This window comes from Aromatoleum bremense (assembly GCF_017894365.1).
GTDB lineage: Bacteria > Pseudomonadota > Gammaproteobacteria > Burkholderiales > Rhodocyclaceae > Aromatoleum > Aromatoleum bremense.
Genome location: NZ_CP059467.1, coordinates 3,264,390 through 3,283,827 on the forward strand (window position 1 = coordinate 3,264,390; position 19,438 = coordinate 3,283,827).

Annotated in this window: 19 protein-coding genes and 1 tRNA gene; 13 read left to right on the top strand and 7 right to left on the bottom strand. The window is 67.0% G+C overall.

The features are described 5' to 3' along the window. Positions 1–137: 137 nt before the first annotated feature. The 6 genes from pbN1_RS15330 to trmA all read right to left on the bottom strand — a co-directional run bounded on the left by pbN1_RS15330 (position 138) and on the right by trmA (position 5,779). Positions 138–692, bottom strand: a complete 555-nt coding sequence (locus pbN1_RS15330; protein ID WP_169204119.1) for a cytochrome b/b6 domain-containing protein — start codon at positions 690–692, stop codon at positions 138–140. Between the two features lie 73 nt (positions 693–765). Next, on the bottom strand, positions 766–1,026 hold the full coding sequence (locus pbN1_RS15335) for a PepSY domain-containing protein (protein WP_169204120.1): 261 nt from the start codon (positions 1,024–1,026) through the stop codon (positions 766–768). A gap of 226 nt (positions 1,027–1,252) precedes the next feature. Continuing rightward, entirely contained in the window at positions 1,253–2,239 is a 987-nt protein-coding gene (locus tag pbN1_RS15340) for a zinc-dependent alcohol dehydrogenase family protein (protein ID WP_169204121.1), read from the bottom strand. 100 nt (positions 2,240–2,339) lie between these two features. Continuing rightward, positions 2,340–3,554, bottom strand: a complete 1,215-nt coding sequence (locus pbN1_RS15345; protein WP_169204122.1) for an amino acid aminotransferase — start codon at positions 3,552–3,554, stop codon at positions 2,340–2,342. Between the two features lie 75 nt (positions 3,555–3,629). Continuing rightward, positions 3,630–4,631, bottom strand: a complete 1,002-nt coding sequence (locus tag pbN1_RS15350) for an AI-2E family transporter (RefSeq protein WP_244856977.1) — start codon at positions 4,629–4,631, stop codon at positions 3,630–3,632. 47 nt (positions 4,632–4,678) lie between these two features. Beyond that, on the bottom strand, positions 4,679–5,779 hold the full coding sequence (trmA, locus tag pbN1_RS15355) for a tRNA (uridine(54)-C5)-methyltransferase TrmA (RefSeq protein WP_169203828.1): 1,101 nt from the start codon (positions 5,777–5,779) through the stop codon (positions 4,679–4,681). 163 nt (positions 5,780–5,942) lie between these two features. Here trmA and pbN1_RS15360 point away from each other — a divergent pair, with 163 nt between their 5' ends. The 3 genes from pbN1_RS15360 (at position 5,943) to pbN1_RS15370 (ending at position 8,468) form a co-directional block, all read left to right on the top strand. Continuing rightward, on the top strand, positions 5,943–6,446 hold the full coding sequence (locus pbN1_RS15360; RefSeq protein WP_169203829.1) for an inorganic diphosphatase: 504 nt from the start codon (positions 5,943–5,945) through the stop codon (positions 6,444–6,446). Between the two features lie 184 nt (positions 6,447–6,630). Beyond that, positions 6,631–7,614, top strand: a complete 984-nt coding sequence (locus pbN1_RS15365) for a diacylglycerol/lipid kinase family protein (RefSeq protein WP_169203830.1) — start codon at positions 6,631–6,633, stop codon at positions 7,612–7,614. Continuing rightward, positions 7,614–8,468 carry a metallophosphoesterase family protein gene (locus tag pbN1_RS15370; protein ID WP_210147528.1) on the top strand — a complete coding sequence of 285 codons (855 nt, stop codon included), beginning with the start codon at positions 7,614–7,616 and terminating at the stop codon, positions 8,466–8,468. The genes pbN1_RS15365 and pbN1_RS15370 overlap by 1 nt, the downstream gene beginning before the upstream one ends. Before the next feature lie 37 nt (positions 8,469–8,505). Here pbN1_RS15370 and pbN1_RS15375 read toward each other — a convergent pair whose 3' ends face one another. Then, entirely contained in the window at positions 8,506–9,501 is a 996-nt protein-coding gene (locus pbN1_RS15375; protein WP_169203832.1) for a glucokinase, read from the bottom strand. A gap of 169 nt (positions 9,502–9,670) precedes the next feature. On the opposite strand from pbN1_RS15375, the gene pbN1_RS15380 reads away from it, so the two are divergent. From pbN1_RS15380 to pbN1_RS15425, 10 genes are all read left to right on the top strand, one after another. After that, on the top strand, positions 9,671–11,359 hold the full coding sequence (locus pbN1_RS15380; RefSeq protein WP_169203833.1) for an alpha-glucosidase: 1,689 nt from the start codon (positions 9,671–9,673) through the stop codon (positions 11,357–11,359). A 120-nt stretch (positions 11,360–11,479) separates the two neighbouring features. After that, positions 11,480–12,367 (top strand): cache domain-containing protein, encoded by an 888-nt coding sequence (locus pbN1_RS15385; protein ID WP_169203834.1) that lies wholly within the window; start codon positions 11,480–11,482, stop codon positions 12,365–12,367. A 211-nt stretch (positions 12,368–12,578) separates the two neighbouring features. After that, positions 12,579–12,655, top strand: a tRNA-Arg gene (locus pbN1_RS15390). A gap of 128 nt (positions 12,656–12,783) precedes the next feature. Next, positions 12,784–15,684: a monovalent cation/H+ antiporter subunit A gene (locus pbN1_RS15395; protein WP_169203835.1), complete on the top strand. Its 2,901-nt coding sequence runs from the start codon at positions 12,784–12,786 to the stop codon at positions 15,682–15,684. Then, a complete protein-coding gene (locus pbN1_RS15400) occupies positions 15,684–16,031 on the top strand; it encodes a Na+/H+ antiporter subunit C (RefSeq protein WP_169203836.1) in 348 nt (115 codons plus the stop codon). The genes pbN1_RS15395 and pbN1_RS15400 overlap by 1 nt, the downstream gene beginning before the upstream one ends. Positions 16,032–16,095: 64 nt before the next feature. Further along, positions 16,096–17,718 (top strand): monovalent cation/H+ antiporter subunit D, encoded by a 1,623-nt coding sequence (locus pbN1_RS15405; RefSeq protein ID WP_169203837.1) that lies wholly within the window; start codon positions 16,096–16,098, stop codon positions 17,716–17,718. Then, entirely contained in the window at positions 17,715–18,197 is a 483-nt protein-coding gene (locus pbN1_RS15410) for a Na+/H+ antiporter subunit E (RefSeq protein WP_169203838.1), read from the top strand. Before pbN1_RS15405 ends, pbN1_RS15410 begins: the two co-directional genes overlap by 4 nt. Then, the gene (locus pbN1_RS15415) at positions 18,194–18,475 is read left to right on the top strand and encodes a K+/H+ antiporter subunit F (protein WP_169203839.1); all 282 of its coding nucleotides are present in this window, start codon (positions 18,194–18,196) and stop codon (positions 18,473–18,475) included. The genes pbN1_RS15410 and pbN1_RS15415 overlap by 4 nt, the downstream gene beginning before the upstream one ends. Continuing rightward, positions 18,472–18,783, top strand: a complete 312-nt coding sequence (mnhG, locus tag pbN1_RS15420) for a monovalent cation/H(+) antiporter subunit G (RefSeq protein ID WP_011236142.1) — start codon at positions 18,472–18,474, stop codon at positions 18,781–18,783. Before pbN1_RS15415 ends, mnhG begins: the two co-directional genes overlap by 4 nt. 93 nt (positions 18,784–18,876) lie before the next feature. Beyond that, on the top strand, positions 18,877–19,437 hold the full coding sequence (locus pbN1_RS15425) for a DUF2889 domain-containing protein (RefSeq protein ID WP_169203840.1): 561 nt from the start codon (positions 18,877–18,879) through the stop codon (positions 19,435–19,437). Position 19,438: the final 1 nt, after the last annotated feature.

Consider the following 19,438-nt stretch of genomic DNA (forward strand, 5'->3'; position numbering starts at 1 on the left):
CGTCGCGGTCAGGTATGGCGGCCGGTGCGCCCCGACTTTGGGGCAATGCAGGTGAAAATTTTGTTGAGCCGCGATGTGCTGTGCTCGGCGAAGAGGTTGCCGGACGGGAAAGCACGGCGTCGAGGCAAGGCAGGTCGTCATCGCCGCCGATTCGCTTCGGAACGGACTTTGACTCCCGTGAGCATTGCCCCGATCAGATTCGTGCGTTCGCGGTGGCTCATGAAGACGGCGGCCGCGGCGTGCAGTCCGGCCAGGCCGATCAGCGTCGAGGCCAGCGTTGCGTGGAGTTCCTGCAGCCACTCTTCGCCCCAGAAAGCGTCCAGGGTTTGCATGAAGCCGGTGATCCCGAGGCCCAGCACAAGCGCCATCAGCACGAGCATCATGACTGCGCCCAGCGGGTTATGGCCGGCGTGAAAGTCCGGTTTGCCCCAAACCAGCCTGCGCACATGCTGCCGGATACCGGCAACGGTCGGAATGAAGTCGGCAAAGCGCGCGTGTCGCGAGCCGACGAATCCCCACACGATGCGGGCCCCGACGAGCGCGCTCGTGGTATAGCCGATCCACTCGTGGAGCGTCTCGCCGTCGTCGAGGACGAAGAAGTTCATGAATACGCAGGACACCAGCGTCCAGTGGAACACCCGCACAAACGGATCCCAGACGCGAATCGCCCTGGCAGGATCGGAATGGCTCATCGTCATCCTCTCGTCGACAGGGAGCCAGGCTCCCTGAGAGAGCCCGTCCCGCATGCCGTGAAAAGCGCGTCGTTCAGCGCTTGGTTTCAAGTGCGGCCGCCGTGGCGGGGTCGAAGTAGATCTCGACTTTCTTGCCGTCCTTGTCGAAACCGTAGATTTCGTAGCACTTGCCCTTGCTCACCTTGAAGGTCTTGATCTGGTAGCCCTGGGCTTCGAGGCGGGCCTTGAAATCGGATTCCTTCATCCACGTTTCCTGCGGCACGTTGCACGTCGGGCCGGCGACGGCGGCGGTTGCGGAAAGGGCAATGACGGTCGATGCGAGTAGCTTTTTCATATGCGCGTCCTGATTCGGTTGGCGTACCCCGGTCGGGGCACGGACGGAATCTAAACGCGTGAACATGAACAAAACCTGAACTGCGATCTCGCGTTGCAATCACACCGCGAAGTTCCCGGACGCAGAAGATCGCTGGCGAAGAGCGCCTTTGGGGCGGCGAGGCCGGAATGGAGACGGAGCTGATCGTGTCGTCGCGCGTCCGGTCCTGCAGGGCGGTCGGCGGGATTCAGGCGGGCACGAGGACGGCCGCGCCCTGTATCTGCCCGCGGCGCAGCGCGAGCAGCGCGTCGTTCGCGCGTTCCAGCGGAAAGCGCTCGATATGGGTATGGATCGGCGCTGCGGCGGCGATCTCGAGGAAACGCCTGCCGTCTTCACGCGTCAGGTTCGCAACCGAGCGGATGACGCGCTCGCCCCACAGAATCTCGTACGGAAACGAGGGGATGTCGCTCATGTGAATGCCGGCGCAGACGACCGTGCCGCCTTTTCTCAGCTGGCGCAGCGCCGCTGGAACGAGTTCGCCTGCGGGGGCGAAGATCAGCGCCGCGTCGAGTTCGTCGGGCGCGTTCTCGCCCGCGGCGCCGGCCCAGGTGGCGCCGAGCTCTCTCGCGAATGCCTGGCTCGCGTCGTCACCAGCCCGCGTGAAAGCGTAGAACGGCCGGCGCTGATAGGCGAGCACCTGCGCCAGGATGTGCGCCGCGGCGCCGAAACCGTAGAGGCCGATGCGTTGCGCGCTGCCCGCCATGCTCAGCGCGCGGTAGCCGATCAGTCCCGCGCACAGCAGCGGCGCGAGTTCGGCGGCGGGTTGCGAGTCCGGCAGCGCAAAGCAGAAGCGCTGGTCAGCGACGGTGTATTCGGCGTAGCCGCCGGGCAGCTGGTAACCGGTGAAGCGCGCGTCATCGCAGAGATTTTCGCGGCCTTCGGCGCAGTATCCGCAATGGCCGCAGGTCCAGCCGAGCCACGGCACGCCGACGCGCTGGCCGGGCGCGAAACCGCTCGCACCGGCGCCCAGCGCGACGACGCGCCCGACGATCTCGTGGCCCGGGATGACCGGCAGCCGCGGCTCGGGGAGTTCGCCGTCGACGAGATGCAGGTCGGTGCGGCAGACCCCGCACGCTTCGACCCGCAGCAGAATTTCTCCGACGCCTGGCTGCGGCACCGGGAGCTCGGCCAGCCGCAAAGGCGTGTGAGGAGCGTCGAGAACCATCGCGCGCATGTCGAATTCCTCCCGGAACACGTTGATCGCCCGAATGGAATCATAGTGCGCGCGCAGCGCGACGACGAGCGCCGTCGCGTCCGTAGCCGTACGCGGAGCGTCAGGCGCCGCGGGCGTCGGGCTCCCGCAGCACGGCCGCCATCGCCCCCGCGACGTAGTCGACGTTGCCGCGATTGAGGCCGGCGACGCACATGCGACCGGACTGCACGAGATACACGGCGAATTCGTCGCGTAGGCGATCGACCTGGCCGTGTGTCAGTCCGGTGTAGCTGAACATGCCGCGCTGCTTGACGAAATAGCTGAAATCGCGCCCCGGCAACGTGCTGCTCAGCACTTCGTAGAGCTTCTGGCGCATCGCCTTGATGCGCTCGCGCATTTCGCGCACCTCGCCGACCCATTCCTCGTGCATTCCGGCGTCGTTCATGACCGCGGCGGCGACCCGGCCGCCATGGACCGGCGGGCTCGAGTAGTTGCGGCGCACGGTGAATTTCAGCTGGCCGAGCATGCGTTCGGCCTCGTCGGCATCCTGGCACACGACCGACAGGCCGCCGCAGCGCTCGCCGTAGAACGACAGATTCTTCGAGAACGAGTTGCTGACGAAGAAACTCACCCCGGCGTCGGCCATCGCGCGGATCGCGTACGCGTCGTCGTCAAGGTTGTCGCCGAAGCCCTGGTAGGCGATGTCGAGGAACGGGATCAGCCGGCGCGACGCCGCCACCGCGATCACTTCCTGCCACTGTGCTGTCGACAGGTCGACGCCGGTCGGATTATGGCAGCACGGATGCAGCAGCACGATGCTCTGCGCGGGCAGCGATTGCAGCGTCGCGAGCATCTCGTTAAAGCGCACGCCGCCGCTCGCCGCATCGTAGTACGGGTAGTCGTGCACTTCGATGCCGGCGCCCTCGAAGATCGAACGATGGTTGTCCCAGGTCGGATTGCTGACCCACACTTCGCTCGCCGGAAAATACCGCTTGAGCAGGTCGGCGCCGACCTTCAATGCGCCGGAGCCCCCGACGGTCTGGATCGTTGCGATGCGGCCGCCCCGTAGTGCCGCGCTGTCCGCGCCGAACAGGAGTTTCTGCACGGCGGCGCGATAGTCGGCCGCCCCTTCCATCGGCAGGTAGGGTCGCGGGCCCGGACTCGCAGTCAGCGCCGCCTCGGCCTTCTCGACCGAGCTGAGCAGCGGGATGCGGCCGTCCTCGTCATAGTAGAGCCCGATGCCGAGGTTCACCTTCCGCGAGCGCGGGTCGCGGTGGAAAGTTTCGACGAGGGAGAGGATGGGGTCGCCGGGATAGGCGTCGACGTGCTCGAACATGGGAAAGCAGGTCCTTTGCAGTGGTGGGTGGGATGGGAGGGATGGGAGATTATCGTGACAGGTGCCGCGCGCAAGTCAAACGAGCCCGCGGGCGCGCAGTTCGTCCTTGAGGTAGGCGTAGAAGATCGGCGCCGCGACGACGCCCGGCAGGCCGAAGGCGGCCTCCATCACCAGCATCGCCAGCAGCAGCTCCCACGCCTTGGCGCGGATCTCGCCGCCGACGATCCGCGCGTTGAGGAAATATTCCGCCTTGTGCACACTGACCAGGAACGCCAGCGAACCGAGAGCGACCTGCGGCGAATGGGCGAAGCTGACGACGATGATGACGGTGTTCGAGATCAGGTTGCCGATGATCGGCAGCAGGCCGGCGATGAAAGTCACCGCGATCATCGTCTTGATCAGCGGCAGCTGCACGTCGAGCAGCGGTAGCACGGCCAGCAGGTACAGCGCCGTGAAGACGGCATTGATGGCCGAGATCTTCACCTGCGCGAAGACGATGCGCCGGAAAGCGCCGGCAAGCCGCCCGGCGCGCTCGCTCAGCGCGCGGGCGAGCGGGGCGTATTCCTGGCCGGCCTGCAGCTCGTGCAGCGAAACCATCGCGCCGATGATCAGGCCGACGAGGATGTGGGCCATGACGAAGCCCGCTTCCTTGCCGACGCTTCCGACTTCGACGGCGTGTTCCCGGAGCCAGCGCGAGATCGCTTCCTTGATCGGATCGACGCCGTTCGGAAAGTGGTCGACGACCCACGGCGGCACCGATTCGCGCAGCCCTTCGATGATCGCCGCCATGCGGGTGAGCAGGTTGGCGAGATCGCCCGCGTCGCTGCGGAAAAAAGCGACCACACCGAGGACCATCGCCACCACCGCGATAGTGGCCACCCCCACGACCAGCACCAGCGCGGCCGGTTTGCTCCGCCGCCCCGAGAGCTGCTTCGGCAGCCTCGGAGCGAGCAAATGGACCAGTTCGTGAACCAGCAGCCCGGTCAGCAGCGCCGGCAGCAGGTGCAGGCGCAGCACCAGGAAAAGAGATGCCCCCGACAGGACCCAGGCGGCCATCAGCGCATAGCGTTCGGTCAAGATCGAAACCGTTCCCTAGTGCCGGAGCGCGCTGGCCGCGGCCCGCTTCATCTGCCGCCTCCGCGCCGCGTCAGCAGCAACCCGCACTCCAGGTGCCGGGTGTACGGAAACTGGTCGAACACCGCGGCGCCGGCGATGTCGTGCGTCGCCTGCAGCGCGGCGACGTTTTCCTGCAGGGTCTGCGGGTTGCAGGAGATATACAGGATGCGGTCGAAGCCGCGCGCGAGCTCGACCGTCGGCGCGTCCAGTCCGCTGCGCGGCGGATCGACGAACAGCGTCGAGAACCGGTAGCCGTCGAGGTCCACGTCCTTCATGCGCCGGAATTCCCGCGTGCGGGCGAGCGCGGCGCTGATCTCGTCGCTCGACATGCGCACCATCGCGACATTGCCGATGTCGTTCGCGGCGAGGTTGTAGTGCGCGGCCTCGACCGACGTCTTGCTGACTTCGGTGGCGAGCACCCGCTCGAACAACGGCGCCAGCGCGACGGTGAAGTTGCCGTTGCCGCAATACAGCTCCAGCAGGTCGCCGCCGGATCCGCGCGCCTGTTCGCACGCCCAGCCGAGCATCTGCCGGTTTACGCCGCCGTTGGGCTGCGTGAAGCTGCCTTCGATCTGCTTGTACCGCAGCTGGCGGCCATCGAGCCCGAACTGTTCCAGCACCCAGTCGCGGTCCAGCACGATCTTCTGCTTGCGGCTGCGTCCGATCAGCTGCACGTCGAGTTCGGCCGCCAGTTCCCGTGCCGCCGCTTCCCAGCTTTCGTCGAGCGGCCGGTGGTAGATCAGGCTGATCATCAGTTCGCCGCTGAGCGTGGCGAGGAACTCGACCTGGAACAGGCGGCGCTTCAGGGTCTCGCTGGCCTGCAGCCGTTCGCGCAGCCGCGGCATCGCCGCACAGATCGATTCGTCGGCGATGTCGAACTGCTCGATCGCGATCGGCTGCTTCGGCTCGGCGGGATCGAACATTGCATAATCGACGCGCTCGCCGTCGTGCCACATGCGGAACTCGGCGCGCAGCCGGTAGTGCAGCGGCGCGGAGGGGAAGACCGCCGGCTCGGGGACGGCGAAGGGTGCGAAGGCGTGTTTGAACTGTGTCACTTTGTCCGCGAGCTGCGACGCGTACTCGGCGGGGTCGATGGCGGGTAGGGGCATGAAATCCGTGGGTATTGCCGAGGGTATTACTGGGGGTATAGGTTCGTTCCCGGGCGGAGCACGCGAACGGCGAAAAAGCCGGGACGGCCGGCGCCGGCCACCGGCCGACGACGAAATATACCCTTGTCAGTGCCTGCACGCTGGAACGGCGTAGGCTTGCGCAATGAACGACGCAACCTCGAGTCCTTCTTTCCTCGATCAGGAGCCGCCTGAGTTTGAAGTCCTGATCGAGATTCCGAAAGGCAGTTTCGTAAAACGCGGCTCGACCGGTCACGTCGACTTCATCTCGCCGCTGCCATGCCCGTTCAATTACGGCTCGGTGCCGGCCTACATCGGGTGCGAAGGCGATCTGCTCGACGCGCTCGTGCTCGGGCCGCGCCTGCCGCTCGGCAGCCGGGTTGTGACGAGGGCCTGGGGCGCGGTGATCCTGAGGGACCGTGGCATGACCGACGACAAGCTGGTGTGCGCCGCGCATCGTCCGAGTTCAGCCGAGTGCCGCGCGGTGCTGCGTTTCTTTCATCTTTACGCCCGATGCAAGGGGCTGCTGAACCTGTGGCGTGGCCGGGCGGGGCGCAACGCCTGCGAGGGCTGGTGCGAAGCCGCCGAAGCAATGGGCCGTGCGCGGCCAAGAGACGGGACGTGGAGCGGGCCGGTGATCGGGTTCTGATCGGAAGTCGGTGGATGCTACAGCGACGGCCTCCCCATTCGGCACTCGTCGCGGCGACGCGGGACTTGCCATTGGCACGTGGACGGTTGCTTTCGCCCTGGTGTGTTTCCGGAACTGCCGGCGCAGCGTGCCGTCATTATGTCGAGCCGAACTGCTCGACCACCCGGTCGCACTGGAGGAAACGTTGACTCGCCAGAGCCTGTCCCTTCACCCGCTGCCTCCCGCGCCGCCGCCGGCCCCCGATCTGCGGCAGTTGCCGATCACCGTCGTGATGAACGCCGGCTCTGGCCGCGAGGACAAGTCCGAAGCCGGCGCGGCGATCGAAAAGGTGCTGGGTGCGAGCGGCCGCGACGTCGAGTTGCTGGTCGCGAAGCGGCCGCGGGAACTGGCGGCGCTCGTTCGCCGGACGGCCGAGCGGCGGCCCGGCATCCTCGCGGCGGCGGGTGGCGACGGCACGCTGAACGCGGTCGCTTCGGTCGCGTACGAGCGCAACTTGCCGTTCGCGGTGATCCCGCTCGGGACCTTCAACTACTTCGCGCGCGAGCTCGGCATTCCGCTCGATCCAGCCGCCGCGGCGCAAGTGGTCGTGGACGGGTCGATCCGCCGCGTCGCGATCGGCGAGGTCAATGGCAGGCTCTTCCTCAACAATGCGAGCATCGGTCTCTACCGGCGCCTGCTCGAATGGCGTGAAGTGCACAAGCGGCGCTTCGGGCGCAACCGGTTCGTCGCGTTCGTCTCCGGGCTCGTCACGCTGATGCGCGAGCACCGTCCGTACCGCCTGGCCCTGCAGATCGACGGTCACCCGCTGACCTTGTCGACGCTGACGGTGTTCTTCGGCCGCAACGCGTTGCAGATGGAGCAGCTCGGCCTCGACGAGGCGGTGTGCGTCGCGCGCGGCGAACTGGCGGTGCTCGCGCTGCGGGAGGTCGGCCGCCGGGACTTGCTGGCGCTGGTGCTGCGCGGCGCGCTGGCCCGCCTCGAGACCGCGGAAAACCTGCGCCAGTATTGCGCGCTGACGGTGCAGATCGAGCGGCTCGGCGAAGGTTCTCGGCACATCCGCGTCGCGCTCGACGGCGAACTTGTCGACTGCGAGCTGCCGCTCGTTGTGAGATCGGTGCCGGATGCGCTGCAGGTCCTCGTCCCGGCGGTGCCCGAAGTGCGCGCGTGATGCGGCTCGCGCACATCTCGGACCCGCATTTTGGCACCGAGGACGCGCCGGTCCGCGACGCGCTGCGCGCGGATCTGCTGCGCGAAGCGCCGGACCTGGTGGTGCTGACCGGTGACATCACGCAGCGCGCCCGGCAGGCGCAGTTCCGCGCTGCACGCGCCTTCCTCGACAGCCTCGCGCCGCTTCCGGTGCTGGCACTGCCCGGCAATCACGATCTGCCGCTGTTCGACCTCGTCACCCGCTTCACCGAGCCTTACCGCTACTACCGTCGCCATATCTGCACGTCGCTTTCCCCGCTGTGGCGGGGGCGCCGTGTCGCCGTCGTCGGCGTCAATTCGACACGCATGCTGCGCCACAAGCACGGCGAACTGCCGGCGCCGCTCGTCGAGCAGGTCGCCCGTCAGCTTGCGGCCCTCGGCGAGGCCTTCAAGGTCGTTGCGCTGCATCACCCGCTCGAGATCATCGAGCCTTCCGACCGGCGCAACCGCGTGCGCGGTGCCGACGCGGCGCTCGCCGCCTGGATCGCCGCGGGGGCCGACCTGTTCCTCGGCGGACACATCCATTTGCCGTACTGCGTCGCGACCGGCAAGGGCCCGCGCGAGGCGCTGGTGCTGCAGGCCGGCACGTCGATGTCGACCCGGCGTCGCAACGGCCGGCCCAATTCGTACAATCTCGTGCGCTTCGCGCCGATCGAGCCGGGCGCCAGCCGGACGGGCGTGCGGCGCATCGAAATTGAGGAACGGGATCACGACGCGCGCATCGGGCGTTTCACGATTGTGATGCGGCGCGAGGCGGTGTGCACCGGATCAGGCTGGAGCCTGCTGTCGCAGGGTGCGGTTCCGCTGCCGGGCTGAGCGGCCCGGCCGAGTGCCGTGGCGGTTTCCCCCCCGGTCAGCTGCCCGTTTCGCCGGCGAGAGCGTGGTCGAGCGCCGTTGCGGCGCCGAGCAGTGCCGGGTATTCGGCGAGGATGACGTAGCAGGGGATCCGCGCGAGGTAGTCCGAGAACCGCCCTTTCTGCTCGAAGCGCCGGCGGAAATCCGATCGATCGAAGAAGTCACCGAGCTTCGGCACGATTCCCCCGCCGATATACACGCCGCCGAATGCGCCGAGCGTCAGCGCGAGGTCGCCCGCGACGGTGCCGAGCATCGCGCAGAAGACCTGCAGCGCCTCGGCGCACCACGGACAGCTCGCAGCGATCGCCCGGGCGCTGATCTCGTCCGCTTCGAGGGCGAGCGGCGGGGCGCCCGCGAGCTGCCGGATCGCGTCGTGCAGGGCGATCAGCCCCGGTCCCGACAGCGCCCGCTCGGCTGACACGTGGCCGAAACGCGCGGTGAGCACCGCGATGAGCTCCGCTTCGCGTGGCGTGGACGCCGCCAGCGTGACGTGACCGCCTTCGCCTTCGAGCGGCGCGTAGCCGTTGCCGCAGCGCACCAGTCCCGACACGCCGAGGCCGGTGCCCGGCCCGATCAGCGCGACCGGCCGTCCGGCGCGCTCGTGGCCGCCGCCGACCTGACGCCGTTCGTGAGCCTGCAGCCGGTGCAGCGACAGCGCGAGCGCGGTGAAATCGTTGAGGACCACGAGCCGCTCCAGCCCGAGATCCGTGCGCAGCTGCTCGATCGAAAACGACCAGTCGTGATTCGTCATCTGCACCTGATCGCCGTCGACCGGATTGGCGATGCCGAACGCGGCAACACGCGGGCCGGGAAGCCCCCGTTCCAGCATCAGGTAGGCCTTGACTGCTTCCAGTAGGCTGGCGTGATCGTCGCAGCACAGCGTGCGAAAGCGCGTTGGCGGACTGTCGGGCGAGTCGATGACGGCAAGGCGGGCATGTGTGCCGCCGATATCGCCGATCAGCCGGGGGTAGGTGTCGGGGCAGCCAGTGGACATCGGGGCGATCGAAGCGGATGGACACAGCCGGGAGATTGCCCGCCGCGCGGAAAAGAGTCCACCTTGCCTGCCCCCGCTTGCCTGCCCCCGCGCACACGCGGCAACCCGTGGAACGGGCTGGAACTGCGACAATTGACGATTCGGCACTGAACAGCGAGGAGAAGTACGGATGAGGACGGCAGGCGACAACGCGGCGGGCAGGGCATGGTGGAAGGAAGCCGTCGTGTATCAGATCTATCCGCGCAGCTTCATGGATTCGAACGGCGACGGGATCGGCGACCTGAACGGCATCACCGCGCGGCTCGACTACGTGAAGTCGCTCGGCGTCGACGTGATCTGGCTCTGCCCGGTATTCAGCTCGCCGAACGACGACAACGGATACGACATCAGCGACTACCGGGCGATCATGGACGAGTTCGGCACGATGGCGGATTTCGACCGTCTGCTCGCCGAAGTCCACCGCCGCGGCATGCGGCTGATCCTCGACCTCGTCGCGAACCACACCAGCGACGCGCATCCGTGGTTCCTCGAGTCGCGCGCGTCGCTGAACAGCCCCAAGCGCGATTGGTACCTGTGGCGCGACGGCAAGGACGGGCGCGAGCCGAACAACTGGGAGAGCATCTTCAAGGGATCGGCGTGGAAACACGACGACGAGACGGGCCAGTATTTCCTGCACCTGTTCTCCGAGCGCCAACCGGACCTGAACTGGGACAACCCGGAAGTGCGGACCGCGATCTACGAAATGGTGCGCTGGTGGCTCGACAAGGGCGTCGACGGCTTCCGGCTCGACGCCGTCAGCCACAAGAAGAAGGAGCCGGGCCTGCCCGACATGCCGAATCCGCACGGCCTCGATTACGTGCCGTCGTTCGAGAAGCACATGAACGTCGATGGCGTGCTCGACTACCTGGACGAGTTGTGCCGCCACACCTTCGACCACTACGACGTGATGACCGTCGGCGAAGCCAATGGCGTGTCGCCGGAGCAGGCGAGAGCCTGGGTCGGCGAGGAGCACCGGCGGCTCAACATGATTTTCCAGTTCGAGCATTCTGCGCTATGGAAGAAGGCGCCGCGCAACGGGCTCGACCTTCCGGCGCTCAAGGCGGTGCTGACGAAATGGCAGAAGAGCCTCGAAGGCATCGGCTGGAATGCGCTGTTCCTCGAAAACCACGATCTGCCACGGGTCGTTTCGCGCTGGGGCGACACCGGCCGCTACTGGCGCGAGAGCGCGACCGCGCTGGCGACGATGTATTTCTTGATGCAGGGCACGCCGTTCATCTACCAGGGGCAGGAGCTCGGCATGACGAACAGCCGCTTTGCGGCGCTCGACGATTTCAATGACGTCCTGACGAAGAACCGCTTCGCGTCGATGAAGCGCGAAGGGCTCGCCGAGCGCGACATCATCGACCTGTTGTCGATCGTCTCGCGCGACAACGCGCGCGCGCCGATGCAGTGGGACGGGTCGGCGAACGCCGGATTCAGCACCGGCACGCCGTGGCTGCGGGTCAATCCGAACTTCAACGAGATCAACGCCGAGCTGCAGGAGCGCGACCCGGCGTCGGTGCTGAACCATTACCGCCGCCTGATCGGGCTGCGCAAACGCGAGCCCGGGCTCGTCCATGGTCACTACGAGCTCCTGATGGAGGACGATGCGCAGATCTACGCCTACAGCCGCACGCACGACGCGCAGCGCTACGTGATCATCACGAACATGACGCGCGACGAAGCCCGATATCACCAGCGGGGCCTGCTGCTGGACGGCGGCGGGTTGCTGCTCGCGAACCAGCCGGTCGAGCCGCACGCCCCGACCGACAGTCTGCTGTTCAGGCCGTACGAGGCGCGTGTGTACCGCCTTGGCTGACCGAACCGGCTGCTGCTGCGGACGGCGCCGGGAGGGACGCGCGACGGGCATGTGTCGACAATCATCGTCATATCCGATAATTTTTGTGCATCCAATCATTACTGAAACTAATTCCACGCCATGAAAACAACTCTCCGCATCGCTTCCCTGTGCCTGTGCAGCCTCGCGTTTCCGGCGGCCCACGCGGCCGCGCCCGCATCCGCCGCCACCGTTTCGGCCGCGCAGCCCGATCTCGTCCAGCGCGCCGACGAAAACCGCAGCCGCCGCCTGCTCGAGAAGGCCGTCGCGCACTATCGCGAGAAGGGCGAAGCCGCGCTGGCCGATTTCAACCGGTCGCCGGCGTTCAGCGACAAGGAGCTTTACGTTTATGTGCTGAGCATGGACGGCGAAATGCTCGCGAGCGGCGGGCCGTCCGTCGCGCTGGTCGGACGCAACGTCGCGACGATGAAGGATGTCTCGGGCAAGACGTTTTTCCGCGACATGCTCGACACCGCGGCGAAGACCGGCCACGGGCGCATCGAGTACCGCTGGCTCAACCGCGTCGATAACCGGGTGGAGCCGAAGGTCACGCTGTTCGAGCGGGTGAACGACCGCATCATCGCTGTCGGCTACTACACGCCGCGCGCCACCGCCGAGCAGGCGAAAGGCCTGCTCGAGCGCGCTGTCACCGCGCTGAACGACAAGGGCGACGCCGCGCTGGACGCGTTCAACGCGGTCGACGGCGGTTTCATCCAGGACGATCTCTACGTCTTCGTCATCGACATCCCGACCCGGCGCTTCGTCGCCCACGGCGGTTCTCCCGCGATGGTCGGTACCGACGGCAGCGCGCTGCGCGACCCGAAAGGCAAGGCGGTGGTCACCGACATGCTGAACATCGTCGGGCGCAAGGGCGAAGGGGAACTCGATTACGCCTGGCGCAATCCGCTGACGGAAAAGCTCGAGTCGAAACACAGCTTTTTCCGCAAGGTCGGCGACAAGATCGTCGGCGTGGGCTATTACACGCGCTGAGCCGCGCCGGCCAGCAAAAATGCTTGCGCGGCGCGGCGCGCGTGTCCATAATGCCGGCCTGCGGCGTCTCGCGGTAGCTCGCAAGAGCTGGAAAGCTTCACCAAATCGATGATTCGACAGGATTTTCGATGAAATTACGGTGATTCCGAAAAAATACCGCAAGGTGGTTGACGCAGCAGCGAGACCTGTTAAAATCTCGCTTCTTTACAAAGCGCCCGTAGCTCATCTGGATAGAGTACTTGGCTACGAACCAAGGGGTAGGGAGTTCGAATCTCTCCGGGCGCGCCACAGATTCAAGCAAAAAGGCCAGTCGAAAGACTGGCCTTTTTGCTTGTGCGTTATCTACGATAACCGCCCTTTTAGCATTGCGGCATGGTTCGCAGGGACGCGCCATTACGGGTTAGCATTGGAGCAAAATGACTTTGCTCCTGATCATACTGCTGCCGTTTGCCGGCAGCCTGTGTGCCGCCTTCCTCCCGTCGAATGCCCGAAATGCCGAAGCATGGCTCGCCGGGCTGGTTGCGCTCGCGACGACCCTGCTGACCGCGAGCCTGTATCCGCAGGTCGCCGACGGGGGAGTCGTCCGTGCGTCGCTGCCGTGGGCCCCGGAACTCGGCCTGAGCTTCTCGCTGCGGCTCGACGGCTTCGCGTGGCTGTTCGCGATGCTGGTCGCCGCGATGGGGTCCCTCGTCGTCGTGTATGCGCGCTATTACATGTCGCCGGCCGACCCGGTGCCGCGGTTCTTCTCCTTCTTTCTCGCGTTCATGGGCGCGATGCTCGGCGTGGTGCTGTCGGGCAACCTGATCCAGATGACGATGTTCTGGGAGCTGACGAGCCTCGCCTCGTTCATGCTCATCGCGTACTGGCATCACCGCGTGGACGCTCGCCGGGGCGCGCGCATGGCGCTCACCGTCACGGCAGCGGGCGGACTTTCGCTGCTCGGCGGCGTGCTCCTGCTCGGCCATATGGCGGGAAGCTACGACCTGGACGTCGTGCTGGATTCGGCAGCGGTGATCCGGTCGCATCCTTGGTATCCGGCAGTGCTCGCGCTGATCGCGTTCGGCGCGCTGACGAAGAGCGCGCAGTTCCCGTTCCATTTCTGGCTGCCGCACGCGATGGCGGCGCCGACGCCGGTTTCGGCCTATCTGCACTCGGCGACGATGGTCAAGGCTGGAGTGTTCCTGCTGGCGCGGCTGTGGCCTGTGCTGTCCGGGACCGACGCATGGTTCTGGATCGTCGGCGGCGCCGGCTTGTGCTCGCTGGTGATCGGCGCCTACCTGGCGCTGTTCCAGGAGGACATGAAGGGTGTGCTCGCATACTCGACGATCAGCCATCTCGGCCTCATCACGCTGCTTCTCGGGATGAACACGCAACTGGCGCTGGTCGCCGCGGTGTTCCACATCGTCAATCACGCCGCGTTCAAGGCTTCGCTGTTCATGGCGGCCGGCATCGTCGACCACGAGACCGGCACGCGCAACCTGAAGCGCCTGTCCGGTCTTTACCGTGCGATGCCGCTCACCGCGACGCTGGCGTTCGTCGCCGCCGCGTCGATGGCCGGCGTGCCGCTGCTGAACGGCTTCCTGTCGAAGGAAATGTTCTTCTCCGAAACCGTCTTCCTGCAGCGCCCCGACGTGCAGCGGATCGGGCTGCCGCTCGCGGCGACGGTTGCGGGGATGTTCAGCGTCGCCTATTCGCTGCGCTTCATCGACGAGGTCTTCCTCGGCCCGCAGGCGACCGACCTGCCGCGGGCGCCGCACGAACCGACGCGCTGGATGCTGCTGCCGAGCGCGCTGCTGGTGCTGATGTGCCTGCTGGTCGGGGTTTTTCCGGCGCACACCGTCGGCCCGTTCCTGAAGACGGCGACGACGGCGATCCTCGGCGCCAATGCGCCCGCCTACAGCCTCGCGATGTGGCACGGTTTCAATCTGCCGGTGCTGATGAGCTTCAGCGCGCTCGCCGGGGGAATCCTGCTGCACGTTCTGCTGCGGCGCTATCCGGCGATCCGCGCGCCGCTGCTCGGCCGTTTCGACGGCAAGCGGGCGTTCGACCTGGCGCAGACCGGGATCATGTCGGGTTCCGAGCGTGCGCTGCGTGCGCTGTCCTCGCGCCGCCTGCAGACGCAGTTGCTGCTGGTGGTCGGGGTCGCGGTCGTCGGCGCGCTTTATCCGGCGCTGACCGCGGGGTGGTCGTGGGGCACGCGCCCGATCCTTCCTCCTCATCCGGCTTTCGTGCTGATGTGGGTCATCGGCGCGGCGTGCGCGGTCGCTGCCGCGTGGCAGGCCAAGCATCACCGTTTCGCCGCGCTGATCCTGTCCGGGGGCGCGGGGCTTGCGACGAGCCTGACCTTCGTCTGGTTCTCCGCGCCCGATCTCGCGCTCACGCAACTCACTGTCGAGGTCGTCACTGCGGTGCTGATCCTGCTCGGGCTGCGGTGGTTGCCGCGGCGCGACGAGCGCTTCCGGCTGGGCCAGCGGGTGCCGCTGAGCACGCGCGTCCGCCGCGCTCGCGACACCCTCATCGCCACCGCGGCGGGACTCGGACTCGCCGGTCTCGCCTATGCCATCCTGACCCGCCCCCCGAGCGACGGCATCTCGCCGTTCTTCGTCGAACGGGCGTTGCCGGACGGCGGCGGCCTGAACGTCGTGAACGTGATCCTCGTCGACTTCCGGGGGTTCGACACCTTCGGCGAAATCACCGTGCTCGGGATCGTCGCGCTGACCGTATATGCGCTCCTGCGCCGCTTCCGCCCGGCGCCCGAGAGCGTCGCGCTGCCGCGCCAGCAAAGCGAGCAGGACGGAGCGGACGGCGACAGTGAAGAGCGGCTGCCGGACCCTGCCGCGCCGCTGCCGGACGGTTACCTGATGCTGCCGGCGGTGATCGTGCGACTGCTCCTGCCGCTGGCGATGCTGGTGTCGCTGTTCTTCCTGCTGCGCGGGCACAATGCGCCGGGCGGCGGCTTCGTCGGCGGGCTCGTGCTCGCGACCGCGGTGATCCTGCAGTACATCGTCGGCGGCACCGTGTGGGTGGAGTCGCGGCTGCGCATCCATCCCCAATACTGGATCGCGCTCGGGCTGCTCGGCGCGGGAACGGCCGGCGGCGGCGCGTGGCTTGCCGGCGAGCCGTTCCTGTCGAGCCAGTCCTGGCACGGCGAGCTGCCGCTGCTGGGTGAAATCCATCTGTCGACGGTGCTGCTGTTCGATCTCGGGGTCTACATGCTCGTCGTCGGGGCGACGGTGCTGATGCTGGTCGCGCTCGCGCACCAGTCGCTGCGCAGCCACCATCGCAAGGCGATGCTCGCTCGCGGAGGATTTGTCTGATGGAAATCGTCCTCGCACTGGCGATCGGGATCATGGGCGGCTCGGGCGTGTACCTGCTGCTGCGCCCCCGCACCTTCCAGGTCATCATCGGCCTGTCACTGCTGGCGTACGCGGTGAACCTGTTCATTTTCAGCATGGGGCGGCTCAATCTCGGCCGCGCGCCGGTGATCGTGCCGTCCCACGGCAGCAACCCCGCGTTTTACGCCGATCCGGTGCCGCAGGCGCTGGTGCTGACGGCGATCGTCATCGGTTTCGCGACGACCGCGCTGTTCCTCGTCGTGCTGCTCGCGTCGCGCGGATTGACGGGCACCGACCACGTCGACGGACGGGAGCCGGAGCAGGAATGACGAAGCCGATGCGTGTCGCTGCCGTACCCCGCCGGGTCGACCGCTCCTTTGCCGGAGCCGCGGCATGAGCGGCTGGCTGCAGCATCTGCCGATCCTGCCGGTCGTGCTGCCGCTGTTCGCGGGAGCGGCGATGCTGCTGTTCGGCGAAACACAGCGGCGAGCGCGCACGATTCTCGCGCTGACCTCGACGCTCGCGCAGCTGGTCGTCGCGGTCACGCTGCTGGGAATGAGCGGCGGGCTGATCGCCGCGCCGTGGAGCGGCGAGGTCGGCGCTTACGCGCTCGGCGGCTGGGCCGCGCCGTTCGGCATCGTGCTGGTCGTCGACCGCCTGTCGGCGATCATGCTCACGCTGGGCGTGACGCTGGGACTCGCGACGCTCGTGTATTCGCTCGCGCGGTGGGAGCGCGCCGGCACGCATTTTCTGCCGCTTTCGCAGTTCCTGCTGATGGGGATCAGCGGCGCCTTCCTGACCGGCGACCTCTTCAACCTGTTCGTTTTTTTCGAAGTGCTGCTGGCCGCGTCGTACGGGCTCGTGCTGCACGGCTCGGGCGCGACGCGGGTGAGGGCGGGGCTGCATTACATCGTCGTCAATCTCGTCGCGTCGCTGCTTTTCCTGATCGCGGCGGCCCTCATCTACGGTGTCACCGGCACGCTCAACATGGCCGAACTGGCATTGCGCATCCCGCTCCTCGCAGGAGACGAACGGGCGCTGGTCGATGCGGCCGCGGCGCTGCTCGGCGTCGTGTTCCTCGTCAAGGCGGGCGCGTGGCCGCTCAACTTCTGGCTGGTCGCAGCCTACGGCGCCGCGGCCGCGCCGGTGGCGGGCGTGTTCGCGATCCTGACGAAAGTCGGCGTCTATGCGCTGATGCGCTTCGAAACGCTGCTCGGCGACGCCGCGCCGGCCCCGTTCGGCGGGGAATGGATGTTCTACTGCGGCCTCGCGACGATCGCCACGGGGACGCTCGGAATGCTCGCCGCGCAGCAGCTGGACCGCCTCGCCGGCTGCACGGTGATCGTCTCGTCGGGAACGTTGCTGACGGCGTTCGGCTTCGACGGCTACGCGCTGACGGGCCCCGGCCTGTTCTATCTCGTCAGCTCGGTGCTCGCGAGCGGCGCGTTCTTCATGGTCATCGAAATGGCCGAACGCGGCCGGGCGATCGCGGCCGATCTCCTCGCGGTCAGCTTCGAAGCCTTCGGGCTCCAGGATCCCCAGGACCCCAGGCAGATCGAGAGCGTCGTCGGCTTTCCGATCCCGGCCGCGATGGCCTTCCTCGGCCTGGCGTTCATCCTGTGCGGGGTGTTGCTGACGGGCCTTCCTCCGCTGTCGGGGTTCGTTGGGAAGTTCACGCTGCTCGTCGCGGCGATCGCTTTCGAGCCCGGGGCCGGCTCCAATGCCCCGCAACCCTGGCTGTTCGTCGCCGCGCTGCTGCTCTCCGGCTTCGCCGGCGTGGTCGCGTTGTCGCGCATCGGGGTGCGCATCTTCTGGGGCACCGAGCGCAGCGTGCCGCAGCTGCAATGGACCGAAGCCGTCCCCGTCACCGCGCTGCTGCTGCTGTGCGTCGCGCTCGCGGGCGGCGCCGGGCCGGCGATGACGTATTTCAACGCTACCGCCCGATACCTCGAGGGCCGAGGCTACGTCGAGGCGGTGCTGCCGGCGATGACGGTGACGGAAGGCTTCGCGCGATGAGACGCAGGGTGCCGGTCCTGCCGGTCTTTCTCCTGGTGATGTGGCTGTCCCTCAACGGCAGCCTCGCGCCGGGGCAGATCGCGCTCGGCGTGTTGTTCGCGGGCCTGGTCACGCTCGCCGTCGCGGCCCTGCGCCCGGTGTCCGCGTGGCCGCGACGCTTCGACGTCGCGGTTTGCCTGTTCTTCGTCGTCCTCGTCGATGTCGTCCGCTCCAACATCGCGGTCGGCAGCGTCATCCTCGGCGCGTCGAGGCGGCAGCCGCATGTCGGTTTCATGAAGATTCCGCTCGAACTGCGCGATCCGCACGGACTCGCCGTGCTGGCGATGATCATCACCGCCTGCCCCGGCTCGGTCTGGGCCGGACACGACAGGGAGAGCAACGTGTTGACGCTGCATATCCTCGACCTGCAGGACGAAGCCGCGTGGGTACGAACGGTCAAGCAGCGCTACGAACGACCTCTGATGGAGATCTTCGAATGAACAACGTCCTTCCGTGGGCCGTGTACTTCGCCCTGATGTGCGTTTCGGTCGCGATGGGATGCGCCGCGCTCCGCCTGCTGCGCGGCCCGCAGGCGCAGGATCGGGTGCTCGCCCTCGACACGTTGTACATCAACGGCATGCTCGTCGTGCTCACGCTGGGGATCGGCTTCGGTTCGGGCATCTACTTCGACATCGCGCTGCTGATCGCGCTGTTCGGTTTCGTCGGCGCCACCGCGATGGCCAAGTTCCTGCTCCGCGGCGAGGTCATCGAGCCATGAACGCGATGAACGTGCCGTTATGGGCGGCGCTCCCCGCGGCGGCGCTGCTGGTGGTCGGAGGCCTGTTGACGCTCGTCGGTTCGCTCGGACTGCTGCGGCTGCAAGATTTCCACGCCCGCATCCACGCGCCGACGATGGGCAGCACGTTGGGCACCGGCTGCATCCTGCTTGCCTCGATCCTGGTTTCGTCGGTGCTCGCGCAACGGCCGGTGGTCCATGAATTGTTGATCACAGTGTTCGTCGTCCTCACGTCGCCGGTGACCGCGATGCTGCTGATGCGCGCCTCGATCTACCGCCGCCGCGGTTGAGCAGTCTGTGCTGTCGATCTTCGCCAGCTGCCATTACCATTGACTTTTGCCATCGTGGTGGCGAAGGCGGCCACCGCTCCGGAGGAAGCTGGAATGCTTGGGAAAAGTGAGCGCGAACTCGTGCATACGCGACAGATCACCTGCCGCGCCTATCGCCGCAAGGACGGCCTGTATGAAGTCGAAGCGACCGTCGCGGACGAGAAGGCGCAGGAGATGGTTTTTCGCTCGCGCGAGCCGATCCGTCCCGGCGAACTGATCCATCACATGACGATCGCGTTCCTGATCGACCAGGATTTCACGATCCTCGACGTGGAGGCGCGGATGATGGCGGTGCCGTGGCCGGTGTGTCCGGAAGCCGCTGCGGCTTATCGTCGCCTCATCGGGCTCCACATCGGGCCCGGATTCGGCCGGCAGGTCCGCGAGCGCGTCGGCGGGACGCAAGGATGCGCGCATCTGACTGACCTCATCACCCAGGTTGGCAACACCTACACGCAGGCTTCCTGGCCGGACCGCGTCGCCCGCCAGATCGCCATCGACCCCGACCCGCGGCGCTGGCCGGATGCGCGTGCCGTCGCTTTCGTCGGCGAGTGCCTCGCATGGCGGCGCGACGGGGAGACGCTGCGCGGGGAATATCCGGAACTCGCCGACGAGTGAA

Coding starts and splice junctions, on each gene's coding strand:
- pbN1_RS15370 (WP_210147528.1), top strand. CDS start 7,614: ATGCGGCTCGCGCACATCTCGGACCCGCATTTTGGCACCGAGGACGCG.
- pbN1_RS15405 (WP_169203837.1), top strand. CDS start 16,096: ATGAGCGGCTGGCTGCAGCATCTGCCGATCCTGCCGGTCGTGCTGCCG.
- pbN1_RS15345 (WP_169204122.1), bottom strand. CDS start 3,554: ATGTTCGAGCACGTCGACGCCTATCCCGGCGACCCCATCCTCTCCCTC.
- pbN1_RS15375 (WP_169203832.1), bottom strand. CDS start 9,501: ATGTCCACTGGCTGCCCCGACACCTACCCCCGGCTGATCGGCGATATC.
- pbN1_RS15360 (WP_169203829.1), top strand. CDS start 5,943: ATGAACGACGCAACCTCGAGTCCTTCTTTCCTCGATCAGGAGCCGCCT.
- mnhG (WP_011236142.1), top strand. CDS start 18,472: ATGAACGCGATGAACGTGCCGTTATGGGCGGCGCTCCCCGCGGCGGCG.
- pbN1_RS15395 (WP_169203835.1), top strand. CDS start 12,784: ATGACTTTGCTCCTGATCATACTGCTGCCGTTTGCCGGCAGCCTGTGT.
- pbN1_RS15415 (WP_169203839.1), top strand. CDS start 18,194: ATGAACAACGTCCTTCCGTGGGCCGTGTACTTCGCCCTGATGTGCGTT.
- pbN1_RS15410 (WP_169203838.1), top strand. CDS start 17,715: ATGAGACGCAGGGTGCCGGTCCTGCCGGTCTTTCTCCTGGTGATGTGG.
- pbN1_RS15330 (WP_169204119.1), bottom strand. CDS start 692: ATGAGCCATTCCGATCCTGCCAGGGCGATTCGCGTCTGGGATCCGTTT.
- pbN1_RS15400 (WP_169203836.1), top strand. CDS start 15,684: ATGGAAATCGTCCTCGCACTGGCGATCGGGATCATGGGCGGCTCGGGC.
- pbN1_RS15425 (WP_169203840.1), top strand. CDS start 18,877: ATGCTTGGGAAAAGTGAGCGCGAACTCGTGCATACGCGACAGATCACC.
- trmA (WP_169203828.1), bottom strand. CDS start 5,779: ATGCCCCTACCCGCCATCGACCCCGCCGAGTACGCGTCGCAGCTCGCG.
- pbN1_RS15340 (WP_169204121.1), bottom strand. CDS start 2,239: ATGCGCGCGATGGTTCTCGACGCTCCTCACACGCCTTTGCGGCTGGCC.
- pbN1_RS15335 (WP_169204120.1), bottom strand. CDS start 1,026: ATGAAAAAGCTACTCGCATCGACCGTCATTGCCCTTTCCGCAACCGCC.
- pbN1_RS15385 (WP_169203834.1), top strand. CDS start 11,480: ATGAAAACAACTCTCCGCATCGCTTCCCTGTGCCTGTGCAGCCTCGCG.
- pbN1_RS15380 (WP_169203833.1), top strand. CDS start 9,671: ATGAGGACGGCAGGCGACAACGCGGCGGGCAGGGCATGGTGGAAGGAA.